General features: G+C 62.0%; 17 protein-coding genes. 11 read left to right on the top strand and 6 right to left on the bottom strand.

The features are described from left to right. Nucleotides 1-246 (bottom strand): co-chaperone GroES (locus tag NKJ12_RS14490; protein WP_292539378.1); only part of this gene is annotated, 246 nt, incomplete at its 3' end. Nucleotides 247-464: 218 nt separating this feature from the next. Here NKJ12_RS14490 and NKJ12_RS14485 point away from each other — a divergent pair. Continuing rightward, nucleotides 465-1400: a bifunctional helix-turn-helix transcriptional regulator/GNAT family N-acetyltransferase gene (locus NKJ12_RS14485; protein WP_352703374.1), complete on the top strand. Its 936-nt coding sequence runs from the start codon at nucleotides 465-467 to the stop codon at nucleotides 1398-1400. A gap of 40 nt (nucleotides 1401-1440) precedes the next feature. Here the strand turns inward: NKJ12_RS14485 and NKJ12_RS14480 are convergent, their stop codons facing one another. Continuing rightward, the gene (locus tag NKJ12_RS14480; RefSeq protein ID WP_352703372.1) at nucleotides 1441-2829 is read right to left on the bottom strand and encodes an FAD-binding oxidoreductase; all 1389 of its coding nucleotides are present in this window, start codon (nucleotides 2827-2829) and stop codon (nucleotides 1441-1443) included. A 144-nt stretch (nucleotides 2830-2973) separates the two neighbouring features. On the opposite strand from NKJ12_RS14480, the gene NKJ12_RS14475 reads away from it, so the two are divergent. The 5 genes from NKJ12_RS14475 to NKJ12_RS14455 all read left to right on the top strand — a co-directional run bounded on the left by NKJ12_RS14475 (nucleotide 2974) and on the right by NKJ12_RS14455 (nucleotide 10396). Next, complete coding sequence (locus NKJ12_RS14475; RefSeq protein ID WP_352703370.1) at nucleotides 2974-3882, top strand: LysR substrate-binding domain-containing protein; 909 nt, start codon at nucleotides 2974-2976, stop codon at nucleotides 3880-3882. A gap of 156 nt (nucleotides 3883-4038) precedes the next feature. Then, nucleotides 4039-4518, top strand: a complete 480-nt coding sequence (locus tag NKJ12_RS14470) for a MarR family winged helix-turn-helix transcriptional regulator (protein ID WP_352703393.1) — start codon at nucleotides 4039-4041, stop codon at nucleotides 4516-4518. Further along, nucleotides 4515-5693 (top strand): HlyD family secretion protein, encoded by a 1179-nt coding sequence (locus tag NKJ12_RS14465; RefSeq protein WP_352703368.1) that lies wholly within the window; start codon nucleotides 4515-4517, stop codon nucleotides 5691-5693. Before NKJ12_RS14470 ends, NKJ12_RS14465 begins: the two co-directional genes overlap by 4 nt. Nucleotides 5694-5997: 304 nt before the next feature. Then, nucleotides 5998-7533 carry a DHA2 family efflux MFS transporter permease subunit gene (locus NKJ12_RS14460; protein WP_352703366.1) on the top strand — a complete coding sequence of 512 codons (1536 nt, stop codon included), beginning with the start codon at nucleotides 5998-6000 and terminating at the stop codon, nucleotides 7531-7533. Between the two features lie 175 nt (nucleotides 7534-7708). Then, nucleotides 7709-10396 carry an EAL domain-containing protein gene (locus tag NKJ12_RS14455; RefSeq protein WP_352703364.1) on the top strand — a complete coding sequence of 896 codons (2688 nt, stop codon included), beginning with the start codon at nucleotides 7709-7711 and terminating at the stop codon, nucleotides 10394-10396. 43 nt (nucleotides 10397-10439) lie between these two features. Here the strand turns inward: NKJ12_RS14455 and NKJ12_RS14450 are convergent, their stop codons facing one another. Further along, entirely contained in the window at nucleotides 10440-10955 is a 516-nt protein-coding gene (locus NKJ12_RS14450) for a CAP domain-containing protein (RefSeq protein ID WP_254817418.1), read from the bottom strand. A gap of 130 nt (nucleotides 10956-11085) precedes the next feature. Then, entirely contained in the window at nucleotides 11086-11541 is a 456-nt protein-coding gene (locus tag NKJ12_RS14445; RefSeq protein ID WP_352703362.1) for a MarR family winged helix-turn-helix transcriptional regulator, read from the bottom strand. A 62-nt stretch (nucleotides 11542-11603) separates the two neighbouring features. Between NKJ12_RS14445 and NKJ12_RS14440 the strand changes: the two genes are divergently transcribed. Continuing rightward, entirely contained in the window at nucleotides 11604-12053 is a 450-nt protein-coding gene (locus NKJ12_RS14440; RefSeq protein WP_352703359.1) for an SgcJ/EcaC family oxidoreductase, read from the top strand. A gap of 278 nt (nucleotides 12054-12331) precedes the next feature. On the opposite strand, the gene NKJ12_RS14435 is transcribed toward NKJ12_RS14440, so the two are convergent. Next, nucleotides 12332-12697, bottom strand: a complete 366-nt coding sequence (locus tag NKJ12_RS14435; RefSeq protein ID WP_352703357.1) for a winged helix-turn-helix transcriptional regulator — start codon at nucleotides 12695-12697, stop codon at nucleotides 12332-12334. Between the two features lie 106 nt (nucleotides 12698-12803). Here NKJ12_RS14435 and NKJ12_RS14430 point away from each other — a divergent pair, with 106 nt between their 5' ends. Then, nucleotides 12804-13508: a glutathione S-transferase family protein gene (locus tag NKJ12_RS14430; RefSeq protein ID WP_352703355.1), complete on the top strand. Its 705-nt coding sequence runs from the start codon at nucleotides 12804-12806 to the stop codon at nucleotides 13506-13508. 141 nt (nucleotides 13509-13649) lie between these two features. Continuing rightward, entirely contained in the window at nucleotides 13650-14474 is an 825-nt protein-coding gene (locus tag NKJ12_RS14425) for a DUF2189 domain-containing protein (protein ID WP_352703353.1), read from the top strand. 6 nt (nucleotides 14475-14480) lie between these two features. Here the strand turns inward: NKJ12_RS14425 and NKJ12_RS14420 are convergent, their stop codons facing one another. Beyond that, a complete protein-coding gene (locus NKJ12_RS14420; protein ID WP_352703351.1) occupies nucleotides 14481-15113 on the bottom strand; it encodes a LysE family translocator in 633 nt (210 codons plus the stop codon). A gap of 230 nt (nucleotides 15114-15343) precedes the next feature. Here NKJ12_RS14420 and NKJ12_RS14415 point away from each other — a divergent pair, with 230 nt between their 5' ends. Together NKJ12_RS14415 and NKJ12_RS14410 are read left to right on the top strand one after the other, a co-directional pair. Next, nucleotides 15344-16204 carry a TIGR01459 family HAD-type hydrolase gene (locus NKJ12_RS14415; RefSeq protein ID WP_254817424.1) on the top strand — a complete coding sequence of 287 codons (861 nt, stop codon included), beginning with the start codon at nucleotides 15344-15346 and terminating at the stop codon, nucleotides 16202-16204. 9 nt (nucleotides 16205-16213) lie between these two features. Continuing rightward, the gene (locus NKJ12_RS14410; RefSeq protein WP_254817425.1) at nucleotides 16214-17197 is read left to right on the top strand and encodes a bifunctional riboflavin kinase/FAD synthetase; all 984 of its coding nucleotides are present in this window, start codon (nucleotides 16214-16216) and stop codon (nucleotides 17195-17197) included. Nucleotides 17198-17249: the final 52 nt, after the last annotated feature.

The following is a 17249-nucleotide window of genomic DNA, read 5'->3' as shown; positions in this document are numbered from 1 at the left end:
GCCATTGAGCTTGACTTCGGTGCCCGACCACTTGCCGAACAGGATGCGGTCGCCGGCCTTGACGTCCAGCGGGACGAGCTTGCCGGCCTCGTCGCGGGCGCCGGAACCGACGGCGATGATCTCGCCTTCCTGCGGCTTTTCCTTAGCCGTATCGGGGATGATGATCCCGCCCGCGGTCTTGGATTCGGATTCGACCCGACGAACGACCACGCGGTCATGAAGCGGGCGGAACTTCGACTTTGCCATTTTTTATTCCTCGATGAGAATGGTGAGAACAGTTCCTCCGTCCGGCGGCGCCGGACATGTGGTTAGCACTCATCTTGGGGGAGTGCTAACGTGGCGCTGAAATAGGCTGGCAACTCGCGCGAGTCAAGGCATCCGGTGAGCATCCTCAGGACAATTGCTTCAAATGGATACTTGACTAAGTCAACTAAATGGCTGATCTTGCCGGACAGGAGGATGCCATGACCATTCATCATCACCCAGGCAAGGAGCGGATCGACGCGGTGCGGGCCTTCAACCGCTTCTACACCCGCCAGATCGGGCTGCTCGACGAAGGGCTGCTGAAAAGCGACTTCTCGCTGACCGAAGCCCGGGTGCTCTATGAGCTGGCGCATCGCGATGGCCTGACCGCCACCGAGCTTGCGCGCGATCTCGGCCTCGATGCCGGTTATCTCAGCCGGCTGCTGAAGAAGTTCGAGGAGCGTGATCTGGTCGAGCGTGCCACGATCGAGGCGGATGCGCGGCGCTCGTCGATCGCGCTGACCAAGGCCGGGCGGCAGGCCTTCGCGCCGCTGAACCAGGGTTCGCACGAACAGGTCGCGGCTTTGCTCGAACGGCTTTCGGCTGCCGAACAGGACAGGCTGGTCAGGGCCATGCAGACGGTGCAGCGTCTGCTGGGCGGAAGTGCCGAGCCCAAAGTTCCCTATATGCTGCGGTCTCTGCAAGTCGGCGACATCGGCTGGATCATCCATCGCCAGGGCCTGCTCTACGCGCAGGAATATGGCTGGGACGAAACCTATGAAGCGCTGGTCGCCGAAATTCTCGGTGCCTTCGTCAAATCCTTTGATCCGAAATGGGAACGCAGCTGGATCGCCGAGCGGGAAGGGGAGGTCGTCGGCTCGGTCTTCGTCGTGCGCCAGTCGGACGCGGTGGCGAAGTTGCGCCTGCTCTATGTCGAGCCTTCGGCGCGCGGTCTCGGCATCGGCAGGCGGTTGGTCGAGGAATGCATCGGCTTTGCTCGAACCAAGGGTTACAGAACACTGACGCTGTGGACCAACGACGTCCTCACCTCGGCGCGCCGCATCTACGAGGCGGCCGGGTTCAAGCTGACCGACGAGGAGCGCCACCATTCCTTCGGCAAGGATCTGGTCGGCCAGAACTGGAATTTGGAGTTATAGCAGCGCCGCAGAATTTCGAGCATCGGCCTGCGGCGGTCGCTCAGGTCGCGGGCTTAATGTTTTGGTTCAAGCGAAAGAGATTGGTGGGGTCATACTTGTTTTTTAGCGCGGCCAGCCTCGGATAATTCTCGCCGTAAGCCGCCAGAACCCGATCAATGCCCTCTTCGCCGAGATTATTGGCGTAGACGCCGCCGGTCGAGAACGGTCTCATTGCATCCCACAGGTCACGCGCCCATCGGATGTGCGTTTCGTCGTCAGACGGATTGTCCCAGATCGATATCGGGAAGCAATCGTAAAGAGCATCTCGGTTGGCATAGGGCGTTCCGTCCATCGGTACTCGCGAGATGGCGCCGCCAACCTGCTGCAGGACCAGAAGCGACTCGCGGGGTGCGGTCATGTAAGCCGCAAGCATGGCATCGATCGCCTGATCTGCGATTTCGCGCATGAACTGCGCCTTCCAGTAGTAGCGCCGCCCGCGCGGAAAGAGGCTATCCCCGGCCGATTGGATTTGAACATAGGGGACAGGAGCAATCTGGCACTCAACCGGCGTGCCATATTCTCTCAGAGGTTGAATGATTTGCTGGCCCTCGTCGAGTGGGCCGATGTAGCACGCCGATATGCTGAAGAAGCGTTCGCCCGAGGGCGCCGTCACAAGTGCTGCATCCAGGCTCAGCTCATCCGGGGCGCCGCTCGAGAATGCATGATAGAACCGCATCGCATCGCGTGCCTCTTCGTAGCGGTATAGCATCGATCCCGCGATGAGGAGCGGACCCACGGGATGGAGCTTGTATTCGAAGGTCGTGACTATTCCGAAATTGCCGCCGCCGCCCCGGATGCCCCAGAACAAATCTGCATATTCGGCCGCGTTTGCCGTGAGCAACCGGCCGTCCGCCGTCACGATTTCGACAGCGACAAGGTTGTCGCAGCTCAGTCCATGTTTGCGGCCAAGCTTGCCGAACCCCCCGCCGAGTGTCAGTCCGGCTATGCCGGTATCCGCGTTGACACCCATGGTCGTCGCAAGACCATGGACCTGAGTGGCTGCGTCGAACTCGCCCAGGTTCAAGCCGGCTTCTGCGCGCGCAACACGGCGGATCGGGTCGACTTCGATCCGCTTCATGCGGGACACATCGATCACCACGCCGCCGTCGCATACCGAACTGCCGGCGACGTTATGGCCACCGGCGCGGACGGCGACGAGGAAGCCTTGCGATCGGGCGAAGTTGACCGCCGTGACGACATCGCTGGATTCGGCGCAATAGAACACAGCCGCCGGCCTCTTATCGACCATGCCATTCCAAACTCTGCGCGCCTGGTCATAGCCAGGGTCGTCCCGAAGGATCAGATCGCCGCGAATCGCCTGCCTGAGCCGAGCGATGTCCGGCGCCTGCAACGTCGGCTCGGAACCGTCCATAAGCTTGAACATGCTCATCGACCCTTCGTGATCCGGCACGGTTGGACAGGCCGCTTTCGTTCACCGACATGCGCCGGACCACAATGATCTCATGCGGCGCCATTCGCTGCAAAATCGAATATCTCAGTCGCTGGATGAGCTAAATTCATCTAAACTGCGTGGATGAGAAAACTTCCGCCGCTCGGATCGCTTCGCGCCTTCGAAGCCGCTGCCAGGCTGATGAGCTTCAGGAAGGCCGCGACGGAACTCGGAGTGACGCCGACGGCCATCAGCCACCAGATTCGATTGCTGGAGGAGGTCTGTGGGCAACTGCTGTTCCGGCGGCGCCCACGACCGCTCGTGCTCACAGGCGTGGGCGAACGGCTGTTCCCGGTAATTTGCAGCGGCTTCGACGCTTTCGCTGCGGCAATCGCATCAGCCTCGGCCGGTGTTGGCCAACGCCCGTTGCGCGTGACGAGCCCAAATGCATTTGCCAGCCGATGGCTTGTTCCGCGCCTGTCGAAGTGGCGCGAACAGCATCCGAACATTCCATTGGAGATCATCGGGACAGACGCCGTTCTGGACCTGCAAGCCGGTGACGCCGACGTTGCGATCCGCTATGCGCGCAGGATGCCGCGGGACGTTCCCGCGCAGGAAATTTTTCGGGACGCATTCTTTCCGGTATGCAGCCCGGATCTGTTCGCAGGAGGCGACCGACAGATCGAGCGCGCCGCCGATCTGCTGCAATACCCGCTCATCCATTTCAATTGGACGAACCGCGACCCGGAAGCGCCGACCTGGCAGCGATGGCTGGCGATCGCACGCTCGATCGATCCCAGCATCCCCAATGCGAACCGGGCATGGGACTTGAGTTTCCGCGAAGAGCTGCACGCGATTGACGCGGTAGCGGCAGGCCAAGGCATCGCTATCTGCAGCGATGTGGTCGTCAGTGGCGAACTCGAGGCTGGCAGGCTGGTCAAGGCACATGATCTCTCTCTGCCAGGCTATGGCTATTACCTTGCCGGCGTAGCCAATCACCCCCGACAAGCGCATGTCGAAGCCTTTTCCGCCTGGATGAGATCGATAGTCTGAGCATCTGAACGCCGATCTTCCGCATGCTCGTCACAAGCGCCCGGCGTAATAAATCGCTAACCACTATCGCCCTGCACTGACTGCAATGCACATTTGTCACCCTCTGGCACAATCGGGCTCCTTGAATTATGAGCACGCTTATTATATATGTCGCTCATGGTTTCCGACGGCATCGACAGATTGGGCTTTTTGATCCACGACGTGCAGCGCCTGATGCGCAAGCGCTTCGAGGCGCGCGCCAGTGGTTTCGGCCTTTCTTCGGCGCAATGGCGGCTTCTGGTACGTGTCGCCAAGGAGGCGGGTGTCGCGCAGGCGCGGCTTGCCGAGCTTCTCGAAATCGAGCCGATCAGCGTCTCGCGTCTTGTCGATCGAATGGAGGAGGGCGGCTGGATCGAGCGCCGTCCCGACGCAACCGACAGGCGAGTGCGCATGATTTTCCCGACCGCCAAGGCGAACGCGGCCTATGCCCACGTCAAGAGCCTTGCCGGCGAGGTCTATGAGGAATCGCTCGTCGGCGTTTCGCCGGAAGATCGCCGCGTCCTGGTCAAGGCGCTGGAGATAATGGTGCAGAATCTTGCAGATGGTGAGACGCCGCCCTCGGAAAAAGTGAAGAATACGGAAGGCGCAGCAACATGAACGCGGTAGCCAAACTAGATGAGAATGCGGCCAAGCTGGAGATGGAAGCTCCCGCGAAGCCGGCGGCAGCTCCGGTAACGGTCGCTCCGCAGGTAGCTCCGGCGCCGGTGGTGCCGAAGAAGAAGCGCCGTGCCGGCCGCTTCCTTTTGATGTTTGTGCTGCCCGCTGCGTTGATCGCCGCCGGCAGCTATGTCTGGGTGACCGGCGGCCGCTATCAGGAGACCGAGAACGCCAATCTGCAGCAGGCCAAGGTGTCGATAGCCGCCGATACGGCGGGCCGCATCGTTCAGGTCGACATTTTCGACAACCAGTCTGTCAAGCAGGGCGACGTGTTGTTCGCCATCGACCCCGAGCCCTATCGGATCGCGTTGGCCCAGGCCGACGCGGCGGTGGCCGGTGCGCGGCTCAATGTCGAGCAGCTGCGTGCGGCCTACAGCCAGGCGCTGGCGCAGGGGAAGTCTGACGAAAGCCAGGTCCAGTACGCGCAGTCGCAATATGACCGCGCCGCCGACCTTGCCCAGAAGGGCATCAACGCCAAGTCGTCGCTGGACGAAGCCAAGAACGACCTCGACAAGGCCAAGCAGCAGCTGGCCGTAGCCCAGCAGGGGATCGTCAGCGCCAAGGCGGCACTTGGCGGCAATCCCGACATCGAAACCGACAAGCATCCGACAGTAATGGCGGCGCTCGCCGCACGCGACAAGGCGGCCTACGATCTGGTCCAGACCAAGGTCAAGGCGCCTGCCGACGGCATCATCAGCCAGGCCGCTTCGTTCAAGGTCGGCCAGTATGTCGGTTCGGGCACGCCGCTGTTTTCGCTGGTCGAGACCGGCGACACCTGGGTCGACGCCAATTTCAAGGAAACCCAGCTCACCAACATGAAGCCAGGCCAGAAGGCCGAAATCGTAGTCGATACCTATCCGGGCAAGACCTTCGAAGCCACCGTCAAGGCGATCGGCGCCGGCACCGGGGCCGAGTTCTCGCTGCTGCCTGCGCAGAACGCCACCGGCAACTGGGTCAAGGTCACGCAGCGCATTCCGGTCCGCCTGGAATTGGCCGATGCCGACGCCAAGACGGCGCTGCGCACCGGCATGAGCGCGACGGTCACGGTGGACACCGGCGTTTCCCGCGGGCTGCCGAGCATTTTCCGCGGCGCCACGGCAGGCCAGGCCAAGTAAGGAGGCCGAACAGCGGCCGCATAGCAAACAGTGAGATGGATGCAGGATTGGTCCGAAGAAGGCGCAGGAAAAGTTGAATGCGTAAACGGACTGCGCTGTAGCCTGCCTGAGCAGACAACTCCGCGCAGGATCTTCGGTCCTCAGGTTTCCGGGCGGCGGGCGCCCGCTTGTCGAGACGCTCAGTTGATGTAACCCCCACATCGATGCTCGCGTCCCACCGCGATGAGGGTCTCTCTACGGCGAGGGCCTCGCCGTCCGGAAACCTAATGTACACGTTTTTGTTACCTGCTGGAAGTTTTACGTCATGAGCAGCCCAGAACCCTTTCGCGAAGTACCGCACCGCGGCCTGATCACAGTCGCGCTCATGCTTGCGACGATCATGCAGGCGCTCGACACGACGATCGCCAACGTTGCGCTGCCGACCATGACCGGCGATCTCGGCGCCTCCCCCGACAACATCAACTGGGTGCTGACCTCCTACATCGTTGCCGCGGCGATCATGACGCCGGTGACCGGCTGGCTGGCCGACCGCTTCGGTCGCAAGGAGCTGTTCCTGACGGCCGTGGTAGGCTTCACCGTCTTCTCCATGCTGTGCGGCATCGCCTGGAGCCTGGGGACCATCGTTTTGTTCCGGCTCATGCAAGGCGTGTTCGGCGCCGCCATCGTGCCGCTGTCGCAAACCTTCCTGCTCGACATCAACCCTAGGGAACGCCACGGCCAAGCCATGGCCATCTGGGGCGCCGGCATCATGCTGGGACCGATCCTTGGCCCGACGCTGGGTGGCTGGCTGACCGAGAACTTCAACTGGCGCTGGGTGTTCTTCATCAACCTGCCGGTCGGCATCATCGCCTTCCTCGGCATGGCGGCGTATCTTCCCAGCGTCGCCCGGCGGGTGCGCAGCTTCGATTTCTTCGGCTTCACCATGCTCTCGCTCGGTGTCGGCGCGCTGCAGCTGATGCTCGATCGCGGCGGCGAGGTCGACTGGTTTTCCTCGATCGAGATATGGATCGAGCTCGGTCTTTCCATCACCGGCTTCTGGGTGTTCACCATTCATACACTGACGGCCGAGCACCCCTTTATCGACCCGAAGATCTTCCTCGATCGCAATTTCGTCACCGGGCTGGCGTTCATCTTTGTCATGGGCGTGCTCATCTTGGCGAGCATGTCGCTGCTGCCGCCAATGCTGTCGACCATCTTCGGCTATCCGACCCTCACCATCGGCATTGTCCTGGGACCGCGCGGTGTCGGCACGATGATCGCGATGCTGTTCGTCGGGCGGATCATGCACAGGATCGATGCCAGGATCCTCGTCGTCATCGGCTTCCTGCTGACCGCGCAGTCGCTCTACACGATGTCCAGCTTCTCGCCGCACATGGACGACTGGCTGATCCTCAGTTCCGGCGTCATCCAGGGCCTGGGAATGGGCATGGTGTTCGTGCCGCTGTCGACTGTAGCCTTCGCCACGCTCGACGCACGCTTCCGCACCGATGCCACGGCGTTGTTCAGCCTGGTGCGCAACCTTGGCTCGTCGATCGGCGTGTCGGTGGTGACGGTTCTGCTGGTACGCAACACGCAGATCAACCATGCCGAGCTTTCGGCCTACATCAATCCGTTCAATCCCAACCTCTGGGCGGCATCGCCGGCAGCGGCGGGCGGCGATGCGACGGCGCTGTCACTGATGGATCGCATGGTCAATGTCCAGGCGATGATGATCTCCTACGTCAATGACTTCAAGCTGCTGATGATGATGACACTGCTTGCCGTCCCGTTTGTTTTCCTGCTGCGCAAGCCAAAGGCCGCACCGCCCGCCGGTGGGGCGCCTGCCGCGCATATGGACTAAGCCTCAGGGCTTACGGCAACCGCGACCGGCTCGAGGCTTCCGTTGGCTGTCCCGGTCGCGTCGGCGTTGAGCTGGGTTCACCTGCCATTAGTATATCCGGACCAATATGCACTCGCTTTTGGGTTGAAGGCGAGCCTCCATTGCTTGCCTCAAGCATCAGCGGGAGGAATTGTGTTTGGCCACGAAATCATCCAGGCAAACCGCCGAAGCGCCCGAGTCCGCCAATCTGACGACGCTGGCAAAACTGGCGACCACCTCGTACGAAGTCCTCGAGCGCGAACTTCGCTCCACGATTGCGGCGCTTCAGGACCAGGCATTGCGGTTCCAGACCGCGATAGAGAACATCTCGCAAGGCATCTGTTTCTTTGACGCCGATGAACGGCTGATCCTGTGCAACCGACGCTACGCGGAAATCTATCGCCTTGCACCGGAGCAATTGCAGCCGGGTGTGGCGCTGCGCGAAATCGTCGAGCGGCGCGTCGCTGTCGGGACCTCGGCAATGAATGCGGACGCCTATCTGGGGTTGGCCCGGGCGGTCAATTCGGGCACGGCTTCGGGGAACTGGACAGCTGAGCTCGCCGATGGCCGGACAATTCAGGTCTGCCATCAACCAATGCCTGACGGCGGCTGGGTGGCCACGCACGAGGACATCAGCGAGCTCAGCGCCAATCGCTTGGTCGTTGACGAGCGTATCTCCTTGCAGATGCTGATCGACCTGGTGCCTGACTACATGTGGGTGAAGGACACCGAGAGCCGCTTCGTCGTCGCGAACCGAGCCATTGCGTCCGACAGCGGTCGGGACAGTACGAGCGACATGATCGGTCTGAGCGACTTCGACCTTCATGCGCCGGAACTTGCGCAGAAATTTCGCTTCATCGAGCAGCAACTGATGCGCGACGGACAACCGATGATCGACGAGGAAGAGTTCGTCATCGATGCGTCAGGCACCGGCAAATGGTTCCTGTCGACGAAACTGCCGTTGCGCAACGTTCAAAACAACATTTTCGGCCTCGTCGGCATTGCCCGCGACATCACTGCGCGCAAGCAGGCCGAAATCCTGCGCGACGGGCAGGCGCATATCCTCGAGATGATCGCAAAGAGCGCTCCCCTCGAAGATGTGCTCGAGCGGCTCATGCGTCTGGTCGAATCCCAACTGGCGGGGATATTCGGTTCGGTCTTGCTGCTCGACAAGGATGGCAGCCACTTGCGTCACGCCGCCGCGCCCAGCCTGGCGAGAGACTACACCGACGCCGTCGACGGCGCCGCGGTCGGCCCCGGAGCAGGGTCTTGCGGAACCGCAGTCTATCGGCGCGGGCCGGTGATCGTCGCTGACATCATGCGCGATCCGCTTTGGCAGGATTATCGCGAACTCGCGCGGCCGCACGGTTTGCGTTCATGCTGGTCGACCCCGATCCTGTCGCATCAGGGCGCCGTGCTTGGCGTCTTTGCGATGTATTCGATGACGGTGCGCGAACCGACCGAGGCCGAGACTCGCCTCATCGATTTCACCACGCGCATCGCCGGGATCGCCATCGAACGCAAACAGGCCGAAGACCGGATCCACTTCATGGCCAACCATGACGTGCTGACCGGGCTTCCCAATCGCGCCTTGTTGGAGGATCGGCTTTCACAGGCGGTCTTGTACGCCCAGCGATACGATCGCTGGGTGACGGTGGTGTTCATCGATCTGGACAATTTCAAATTCGTCAACGACACGCTCGGCCACAATGCCGGCGACGAGCTTCTGAAGACCGTCGCTAGTCGCATGGTCGACTGCGTAAGGGCGACCGATACCGTCGTGCGGCTTGGCGGTGACGAATTTGTCATCGTGCTGTTCGACCAGCCGGCGAACGTTGATCTCGTTTCCGAGACGTTGCAAAAGCTCAGGGCTGCACTCGCCGAGCCGGTTCGGCTCGGAGCACATCTGGTGCGGGCGACGGCCAGCATCGGCATTGCCAATTATCCCAAGGATGGAACGGATCCCGATACGCTGCTGGCAAATGCCGATGCGGCCATGTATCGCGCCAAGGAGTTCGGCCGCGACAATTTCCAGTTTTACGCTCCCGAGTTCAACACCAGGGCGCATGAAAAATTCGTGCTTCAGGAAGAGTTGCGAAACGCCTTGGCGCGTTCGGAATTCACGCTGCTCTACCAGCCGCAGGTGGACCTTCGGTCAGGTCGGATTTTTGCGGTCGAGGCGCTGATACGCTGGAACCATCCAACGCTTGGCACGGTAATGCCGACGATGTTCATCCCGACCGCCGAGGAGACAGGTCTGATCGTACCGATCGGCGACTGGGTTCTGCATGAGGCGTGCCGGCAGAACAGAGCCTGGCAAGACGCTGGACTGCCGCCCTTGACCGTTTGCGTGAATGTGTCGGCGCGGCAATTCAGGGAGCGCAACCTGATCGATCGCATCGTCAGCGCGCTGAAGGACAGCCGCCTGGAGGCTAGGTATCTCGAGCTGGAGGTGACCGAGAGCCTTATCATGCAGGATATCGAGCTGGCGGTCGCCACCATGAACGCCCTGCAAAGCCTGGGTGTCCAGATCTCGATCGATGATTTCGGCACCGGCTATTCCAGCCTCAGCGCTCTCAAGACCTTTCCCGTGGCGCGGCTGAAGATCGACAAGTCCTTCATCAAGGATCTCGCCGCCGACGAGAACGATCAGGCTGTGGCCAGCGCGGTGATTTCATTGGGGCAAAATCTCAACCTGAGGGTCATCGCCGAGGGCGTTGAGACAGATGATCAGGTCGCTTTCCTGCGCAGGAACAATTGCGACGAAATGCAGGGCTATCATTTCAGCAGGCCGGTTTGCGCGCAGGACATCGAGGAATTGCTCGGCGGCGGCCGCAAAGGCTGACGGATCGGTCGCCAGCAGGCTTCCGCCGACCAAATGGCGGAAGTTATCTGCCGAGCACAAGGCACCAGTAGCGAAGCGTGCTGTCGCGGCCGTCGCGCACGTAAGCGAGACCGAAGCGGGTGAAGCGCGGGTCGAGCATGTTGCGGCGGTGGCCTGGCGAATGCACCCAGATGTCAAACAGCTTCTGTTGGTCGAAGCGGCCTTCGGCGATGTTTTCGGCGGCAGCGCCGGCAATGCCATTGTCTTTGACGCGCGAGGCAAAGTCCTTGCCCCAGCCGGTGGTGTGGTTCATTCGGCGGCCGCGCGCCATATAGCCGGCCTGCTGCAGCGCTGCCTGCTCGAGCTGCGCATCGGGGACAAGCGGCCCGAGACCCGCCGAAGCGCGGATGCCGGCCAGCGTGCCAGCGGCGGAGGCAGAGACACCGGCGGCTTCGCCAGTGGGCAGCACGGTGGCGCAGGCGACGAGCCCGGCAAGAGCGCCAAGGCCGGCAGCTCTGAGCAGCACGCGCCTGCTTAGGCTTGGTTGGGCCCCATAATTTTCGATTTTCATAACGGTCATGCCCGCCTGACATAAGCGCGATCATGGCTTTTGCCGGGCAGGGCGGTGAAAATGCGTGATGATGGTTTCCGGCTCGATACCAGTCGGGCATTCACGGACAGACAGTTTCTTTTGCCCCATCTCTGCGGCTTCACGAGCGCTGACGAGGTATCCTCGGTTGCAAATTTTCTCTGGGGGATATCGCTTGCAGTGACGACCGCAGCGATTCGTACGCCTGAGCACCAAGCAGCCTCCGGTATTGGTCTTCGAGACGCTGATTGAAATCGTGGACGATCCGGATCACCGCAAGCGCCGCGTCAGTTGCAACGATTAATTTGGCCCGTCGGTCGTTCGGATCATGCGAGCGCCGAACATAACCGAGGCGCTCCAGTTCATCGATCAACTCACCCATCGATGCTTTGCCAATGCCCGCACGCTCCGCGAGGACGCTGGGTCGGGTTCCCTCCGCGTCGATGTTGGCGAATACAGCGCCGTGTTTGGGCTTGATTGCCGAATGGCCGCTCTCCCGGAGAACCTGGACCAAAGCGCTCGCCGACGATTGATAAGCATAGAGAAGCAGAGACTGCGTGTATGGCTGATTATCCATCTTTCCAAACTTATATGGTATCCATATAGTATGGCAACCGAACTATATGACAGGAGGTCAGTATGGCTATCGGCAACGTCCGCACTGAAGGGGTGGAAAGTGTCGCGCACAGGCTGATCGACGCTTGGAATCGTCACGATGCTCGCGCCTTTGCCGCCGTATTCGCGGCAGATGCCGAATTTACCAACGTCTTCGGTATGCAGGCGACTGGACGTGACAAGATCGAGCAGTTCCATGCCCCAATTTTTGAGAAGATGTTCAAGCACAGCCACCTATCCGCCGAAAGCGTGCGGAACAGGCTTGTTCGCCCGGATGTTGCCACGCTCGACCTGCGGTGGTCCATGACTGGCGCGCTCGATCCGATGGGAAACGAATGGCCGCCTCGGCACGGATTAATCAGCGTAGTGGCGACGCGGGATCATGATGAATGGTTGATTGCAACGATGCACAATATGGAACTTGGGGACGATCAAATGGCAAAGTCTCAGGAGAAACTTCAAGAGGATAAGTAGGCTCTTCATTCACGTCAGAATCGAAAGCGACAGCCATCCAGCATGGTCAGCCGATCTGATCGGGCAATGAGATCGAACGGCGGGTCAGGTGAATCGGGATTGGCGAGCCATGCTACAGGAGTTGGTGCTGGATGGCCCGCGCCTTGCCCGGTTTGGCCGGCCACAATGGCGCGCCCCATAAGCCGGCCGCTTGGTCTTGCGGCATCTAATGTATGAACGGCTTGGCGCGCGCTGGGCTCTCGCCGGCAGTTCTTTGCGGCGCGGTGATCGCCGCTCGGCTATTCCGCCGCCACGAGTTTGGTTTCCGGCGTCGATGAAACCCGGCCGGCCCGATCGTCTTCGGTATGTTCCCACCAGTCGCCCAGGGCGTCGATAAGCGGCACAAGCTTGAGGCCGGGCTCCGTGAGGTCGTAATCCACACGGAGTGGATAGCCGGCATGCGCCGTTCGCCGCACGATCCCGGCTTCCTCCAGTTTGCGCAGTTCCAGCGCCAGGATGCGGTGCGACACTGCCGGGTTGTCACGCCTCAAATCGCTGAAGCGCTTGGTACCATCCTTGAGATAATAGAGCAGCAAGGTGGGCCAACGACCGCTGAGCACACGCATGGTCTCCTCGATCGGGCAGCGTGAGACGACATCTTTCATGGCGGGGACCTGGTTACAGAATAGTGCCTAATTTACATGGGGCGACCAGCGTTTAGGGTCAAGTTTCGCTGCGCAGCGTGACCCCTAACATGGAAGAGACAAAGAAATGGAACCTATTCTCCTTTACGGCTTCCCGCTGGGAAGTTCGATGGGGCTTGTCGCTGCTTTTGAACGCCTCGGACAACCCTATCGCCTGTGTCGTGTCGACATGCTCACTGAGATGAAGAACGACGCCTATGCCAGCATCAACGGCCGTCAGGAAACGCCGGTGTTGATCACGGAGGAGGGCAGGGTGCTCACCGAGACCATGGCGATTGCCGCCTGGCTCGAAGCCCGCGATACGCAACGCCGTATCAGCTTCGATCCTCGCTCGCCGGAGGCCGACCGGATGCACCAGCTGGTCGCCTTCATAAACACCGGCTTCACCGCCGCCTTCACCCCGCTCTGGGCGGCATATGAAATGGAGTCGGCCGAACCGGTGCTGCTGGCGACCTTGCGTGATTTCGGCCGCAAGGTCGTTACCAACCGCCATAACCAGCTTGAGGCGATGATCCTCGACACGGATTTCCTGATCGGCGAGCGGCTGACGCTTGCCGACACCACGTTGATCGGCGTGGCGCGCTGGGCGGAGTTCCACCAGGCGGTCGACGGCGCCGCTTACCCAAAGTTGGCGGCGCTACGCCGCCGCATCGAAGCCGATCCGGCCGTGCAATACGCGCTCGCTGTCGAGGCTGGCGAAAAGCCCGCCGGGTCAGGCGCTTGCTTCGGTCACTTGCCGCTGGCCGAGGTGATCGATCGCTTCGCGGCGTAACTGTTCGCTCAGCGCCCGGCGCCCTGGCGCCGGGCGCTGGCGACAAGCACGCCCAGATCGGCTATCATGTCACCGTTCTTGAAGTGGCAGCTGCGGGCGGCCATCCTGGCGGTGACCGCCCCGACACACGGGAGAAAGGTTATGGCCGGCTTTCATGTCATGGCTGATGCACGTGGAATGCATGTACAGCCCACGGTGCGCCGCATCAGCACCGAGGATCTGATCGATGCGCTCCGTCTCGGCGTCGAGGATTTCTGGGCCAAGCCGTCGCATTATGTGTTCCTGTGCCTGATCTATCCGGTGGTCGGCCTGATCCTGACCCAGTGGACCTCGGGCTCGAACGCCATCCAGCTCATCTATCCGCTGATGTCCGGCTTCGCTTTGGTTGGTCCGTTCGCGGCTATCGGCCTTTACGAAATCAGCCGCCGGCGCGAGTTCGGCATGGATACATCCTGGTGGCATGCGCTCGACGTGCGCCACTCGCCGGCGCTCCCCGCGATTGCAGTCATCGGTATCATGCTGCTGGTACTGTTCCTGCTCTGGCTGTTCACCGCGCAGTCGATCTACACCAGCCTGTACGGCAATCAGCCTCCGGCCTCTATTGCCGGCTTTATTCGCGAGGTGCTGACGACCAGCAAGGGCTGGACGCTGATCCTGCTCGGCAACCTGGCCGGGTTCGCCTTCGCCGCGATCGTGCTGGCGACGACCGTCGTCGCCTTTCCGCTGCTGCTCGACCGCGATGTCGGCGCGGTCTCGGCAGTCGAGACGTCGGCGCGCGCCGTTCTGACAAACCCGCTGCAGATGGCGCTGTGGGGCCTGACGGTCGCCGTGCTCCTGGTCATCGGCTCGATCCCGCTATTTGCCGGGCTTGCCGTCGTCATGCCCATCCTTGGCCACGCGACCTGGCATCTTTATCGCAGGGTGGTCGAACCGGAGCGGGCGGAGCAGGTCAGGCGGCCGATGTAGGACCGATCAGCGTTGCGCGTCGGTTGCCATCTTGACGGCCAGCGCGGTCAGCACCGTGCCCATCATCCAGCGCTGGATCACCATCCATAAGGGCCGCCCGGCGAGGAAAACGGCGATCGAGCCGGCCGTCACCGCGATGATGGCGTTGACGGTCAGGCTGATCGCGACTTGCGTGGCACCGAGCATCAGAAGCTGCGACAGCACGTGGCCCTTGCCGGGGCTGATGAATTGCGGCAGCAGCGACAGATAGAGCACTGCCACCTTCGGGTTGAGCAGGTTGGTCATCAGGCCCATGGCGAACAGCTTGCGTGGCCTGTCTTTCGGCAGTTCGCGGATCTGGAAGGGCGAGCGCCCGCCGGGCTTCACCGCTTGCCAGGCGAGCCACAGCAAATAGAGTGCGCCGGCAAGGCGCAGCACGTCATAGGCGAACGGCACGGCAAGCAGCAGCGCGGTGATGCCGAACGCCGCCGACAGCACATAGAACAAGAAACCGAGCGCCACGCCGCCCAGCGAGATGAGCCCGGCCTTCGGCCCCTGCGACAGCGAGCGCGAGATCAGATAGATCATGTTCGGGCCGGGCGTCAGCACCATGCCGAGGCAGACCAGCGCGAAGGCAAGGTGGTTGGCGGGTTCAGGCAAGAGCGCATCTCCGGATGGGAACACTCACCACATGCTTCCATCATCCGCAAGGGCATGAGGGCAGGAGCCTTTGCGCCAGTGCGCCGGGCCTCCTGCCTTAGTTCCCGGACGACAATCTTGCGGACACAATGAAAGCTGGTGACAGGGCGAAGCGCTTCGGTTAATCCGGGCCGGCCGCTACGGACCGTCGGTCGCGGCACTTGCAAGCATCATGGTACAGGGACAACGGCATGGCGGATTCGCCCGACATCATCGGTTCGCTCGCAGACTTGTCGGGAGCCTATTCAGCCATACTGTGCGACGTCTGGGGCGTGGTGCATAATGGCGAATGGCATTTCCCGGCGGCGGCTGCCGCGCTGATCGCTGCTCGCGCGGCGAGAATACCTGTCGTCCTGATCACCAATTCGCCGCGCCGCAGCGCCGACGTGGTGGCGCAGATGAACGCCATCGGCGTTCCTCCCGCCGCCTACGACCGTGTCGTAACGTCCGGCGACGTTACCCGCGATCTGATCGCCGAAGGGCCGCGAAAGATCTTCCATATAGGCGCCGATCGGGATTTCACGCTCTATGAGGGCCTCGACGTCGAGCTCGTCGAGGAGTTCGAAGCATCTGGCGTGGTCTGCACCGGCCTGTTCGACGACGAGGTGGAGAAGCCGGAAGATTATGCCGATCTTCTGCGGCGGCTGCGTGCCAGGAACCTGCCCTTCATCTGCGCCAATCCCGACATCGTCGTCGAGCGCGGCGAACGCATGATCTGGTGCGCAGGCGCTTTGGCCCGCGAATACGCACAGCTTGGCGGACGCACGCTGATCGCCGGCAAACCCTACGCGCCGGTCTATGACGTCGCCATGAAGGAGGTCGCCGTCATTCTCGGCCGCCCGGTCGAGCGTTCGCAAGTTCTGGCCATCGGCGACGGCATGATGACCGATATCAAGGGCGCGGCCGACAATGGCTTCGACGTGCTCTACGTATCGGGCGGCATCCATGCCCGCGATTACGGTGAGACGCTGCAGCCGGATCCGGCCAGGCTCGCGGCCTTTCTGGAAAAATACGGCTACAGGCCGGTCGCGGTGATTCCCAGACTGCAATAGGTTCAAGCCATGACGGCAATGTTCGAACGCATTTCCGCAACCGCACCGCTGCCGGCCCATCTGCGCGGCGGCGTGGTGGCTATCGGCAATTTCGACGGTGTCCACCGCGGCCACCAGGCGGTGCTCGAACGCGCGCGCGCCGAAGCGGAGCGTCGCGGCGTACCAGCCCTGGTGCTGACCTTCGTACCGCATCCGCGAAAGGTTTTCAGGCCGGACATGCCGTTGTTCGTGCTGACGCCGCCGCCGATGAAGGCGCGGCTTTTGTCGCATCTGGGCTTTGCGGCGCTGGTCGAGCAGCCGTTCACACGCGAGTTCGCCTCCTTGTCGGCGGAGGCTTTCGTCACCGGCGTGCTCGAGCGCAACCTCGGCATAAGCCACGCCGTCACCGGCTTCGATTTCCATTTCGGCAAGGACCGCCAGGGCGGTCCGGCCTATCTGATGGCTGCCGGCGAGCGCCACGGCTTCGGCGTCACGCTGGTGGATGCGTTTCGCGACGAAAGCGCCGAGGTGGTGTCGTCGAGCCGCATACGCACGCTGCTGTGCGAGGGCAATGTGGCCGAGGCCGCCGGCTTGCTCGGCTACCGTTTCACCGTCGAGGCGGAGGTGATCGGCGGCCAGCAGCTCGGCCGGACACTCGGCTTTCCGACCGCAAACATGAGGCTTTCGCCGGAAGCCACCCTCAAGGAAGGGATTTATGCCGTCCGCTTCCGCCGCGCCGACGGTTCCCTTCATGATGGCGTCGCCAGCTTCGGCCGCCGGCCGACGGTCGACGACAATGGCGCGCCATTGCTGGAGACCTTCGTCTTCGACTTTTCCGGCGACCTCTATGGCGAGATTTGTGCCGTGTCCTTCTTCGGCTACCTGCGCTCGGAGGTGAAGTTCGACGGGCTTGACGCGCTGGTCGCCCAGATGAAGCGTGACGAGGCCGAGGCGAAGGCACTGCTCGCCGGCGTCAGGCCGCTTTCCGGGCTGGACCGCGCGATCGCGTTTTGACAACCCGCGCCGTCGTCGTCCGCGTCGCTTCGCCCTGGGATGACGAAGCTGG

Source organism: Mesorhizobium sp. M0195, assembly GCF_040322115.1.
Lineage (GTDB): Bacteria > Pseudomonadota > Alphaproteobacteria > Rhizobiales > Rhizobiaceae > Mesorhizobium.
Note: the sequence above shows the minus strand (reverse complement) of the source record. Positions and strands in the feature narration are given on the sequence as shown.

Bases quoted from the DNA above. Each gene is read 5' to 3' on its own strand.
- NKJ12_RS14485 (WP_352703374.1), top strand. From the start codon at position 465: ATGACCATTCATCATCACCCAGGCAAGGAGCGGATCGACGCGGTGCGG.
- NKJ12_RS14480 (WP_352703372.1), bottom strand. From the start codon at position 2,829: ATGAGCATGTTCAAGCTTATGGACGGTTCCGAGCCGACGTTGCAGGCG.
- NKJ12_RS14475 (WP_352703370.1), top strand. From the start codon at position 2,974: ATGAGAAAACTTCCGCCGCTCGGATCGCTTCGCGCCTTCGAAGCCGCT.
- NKJ12_RS14470 (WP_352703393.1), top strand. From the start codon at position 4,039: ATGGTTTCCGACGGCATCGACAGATTGGGCTTTTTGATCCACGACGTG.
- NKJ12_RS14465 (WP_352703368.1), top strand. From the start codon at position 4,515: ATGAACGCGGTAGCCAAACTAGATGAGAATGCGGCCAAGCTGGAGATG.
- NKJ12_RS14460 (WP_352703366.1), top strand. From the start codon at position 5,998: ATGAGCAGCCCAGAACCCTTTCGCGAAGTACCGCACCGCGGCCTGATC.
- NKJ12_RS14450 (WP_254817418.1), bottom strand. From the start codon at position 10,955: ATGACCGTTATGAAAATCGAAAATTATGGGGCCCAACCAAGCCTAAGC.
- NKJ12_RS14445 (WP_352703362.1), bottom strand. From the start codon at position 11,541: ATGGATAATCAGCCATACACGCAGTCTCTGCTTCTCTATGCTTATCAA.
- NKJ12_RS14440 (WP_352703359.1), top strand. From the start codon at position 11,604: ATGGCTATCGGCAACGTCCGCACTGAAGGGGTGGAAAGTGTCGCGCAC.
- NKJ12_RS14435 (WP_352703357.1), bottom strand. From the start codon at position 12,697: ATGAAAGATGTCGTCTCACGCTGCCCGATCGAGGAGACCATGCGTGTG.
- NKJ12_RS14430 (WP_352703355.1), top strand. From the start codon at position 12,804: ATGGAACCTATTCTCCTTTACGGCTTCCCGCTGGGAAGTTCGATGGGG.
- NKJ12_RS14425 (WP_352703353.1), top strand. From the start codon at position 13,650: ATGGCCGGCTTTCATGTCATGGCTGATGCACGTGGAATGCATGTACAG.
- NKJ12_RS14415 (WP_254817424.1), top strand. From the start codon at position 15,344: ATGGCGGATTCGCCCGACATCATCGGTTCGCTCGCAGACTTGTCGGGA.
- NKJ12_RS14410 (WP_254817425.1), top strand. From the start codon at position 16,214: ATGACGGCAATGTTCGAACGCATTTCCGCAACCGCACCGCTGCCGGCC.